Here is a 1,793-nt window from a genome sequence, read left to right on the forward strand (position 1 = left end):
AACAGCAGTCGCACCGGCGATCAAGGGCCAACGGCGACGCCGCACAGCAGGAGAAGTGGCGGAGGCCTCAGCCTCGACACCATCAGAAGTCGAAGGGGTGGTTGCGGAGTGGCGCGCGGTGCGCTGCGCGTCCACGGGGGTACGGAAGGGGTTCTTCACTCGAGTCCAGTCGTCGTGCTGTCCGGTCACGGGGGGCCGAGGCGTGTCATGGCACGGTCCCCTTCCGCGCAGCGCGCGGGGCGACGACGTCGCTCCGGGGGTCTCGACCAGCCGATCCGGCGGTCCGGGCACCGTTTCCAGGGCTTCTTCCCGGTCGGCACCACTCGCGGCGATCACACTCTGGTGAGCTCTGCACACGAGACACTCGACCGTAACCGATTCGTTATCGATCACCAAGTCGATCCCGCGGTGTGCGGGACACGTCACAGGACGAGCCGGGCACTCACCGTCAGACCTCGCACACCGCCCAGGACGGGAGACCTGTCGCACCGCGCGCAGGACAGGACGAGCACGGGTGGAGGGGGCGGCGCCCTCGCCGGCACCGCCTGCGCACCGGCGAGCCTCGGCTCGGCAGCCCGAGCCCCGGACGCGGAAGAGGGTGCGACCCGCAGCTCTCGCTGCGCGTCGCACCCTCTTCCGACCGGCGGCCCCCGACGGGGACCGTCAGACCGTCCTGCGGCTCAGCGCAGGCCGAGCTTCTTGGTGCACGCGGGCCACTGACCCCAGCCCGACCGCGCCTGGAGCATCTGGGCGCGCATCGTCTGCTCCTCGGCGGACGCCTCCGACGGGAGGCCGGAGCCGCCCATGGCCCTCCAGGTGCTGGCGGAGAACTGGTACAGGCCGTAGTAGCCGTTGCCCGTGTTCGTCGCGGGGTTGCCGCCCGACTCGCACTTCGCGAGAGCGGCCCAGACGTCGCCGCCCACCGTGCTCGGCGCCGCAGGAGCGGCCGCGGCCGCAGCCGGTGCGCTCGCCTTGGGTGCCGCCGCAGCGGCCTTGGGAGCGGCCTGGGGTGCGGGAGCCGCCTTCGGGCGCTCCTTGGTGCCCTGCACGACGATCTTGGCGACCGGCTCGGTCGTGACGCCGTCCGAGACCAGCACGCGGGACTCCTCGACGCCGTCGACCGTCGTGACGGTCTCGACCTTGGTCGAGGTGCCCTCGACGCCCTCCTGCTTGACGACGGGGTCCTCGTCCGCGAAGCGGTTCGCGTCCTGCTCGGTGACCGTCTCGAAGGGGATCGGCGTGGCGGTGGGGACGTCGCTCACGGCGACGCGCTGGACGACGAGGGAGATCGCGGGGTCCGCGGTCTCGTCGCGGGCGACCGAGACGCGGTCCTGCTCGCCGAGCACGACGCCCTGCTGGTCGAGGATCGAGTTGACGCCGATCGAACCGTCGGGGGCCGACTTCGTCTGGCCGTCGGCCACGACGCTCACCGGCCCGTTCGCGTCGAGGCGCAGCGGCAGCGCCGCACGGCCGTCGGCGCCGGAGCGGGAGGCGACCAGACGCACGTCGGCGCCACGACCAGCGAGCGTGTCGAGCGCCTCGTCGGCATCCAGAGCCGTGACCCACACGTCGCTCTGCTGACCATCGGTCTGCACGGTCACCTGACGCCCATAACGCACGACGACGTCAGCACCGTTCTTCAGCGCGGAGTCACCCGCAGGAGCGATCAGGTCCTTGTCGGTGACCCGCACACCCTCCTCGGCCAGGAGACCCTCGACCGAACCGGCGAACGTGCTCACCGTGGTGATCTCACCGTCGACATCGAGCTCGACGGTCTTCTTCGCGGAACCGTA

At 71.4% G+C, this 1,793-nt stretch carries 1 protein-coding gene; it reads right to left on the reverse strand.

The genetic code is table 11. The features are described 5' to 3' along the window. Nucleotides 1-680: 680 nt before the first annotated feature. Nucleotides 681-1,793: transglycosylase family protein (locus ACFVQ3_RS18775; protein ID WP_387642395.1), on the reverse strand; the 1,113-nt coding region annotated here is incomplete at its 5' end.

The sequence above is a fragment of the Oerskovia sp. NPDC057915 genome, assembly GCF_042887685.1.
In the GTDB taxonomy this organism is placed as follows: Bacteria; Actinomycetota; Actinomycetes; order Actinomycetales; family Cellulomonadaceae; genus Oerskovia.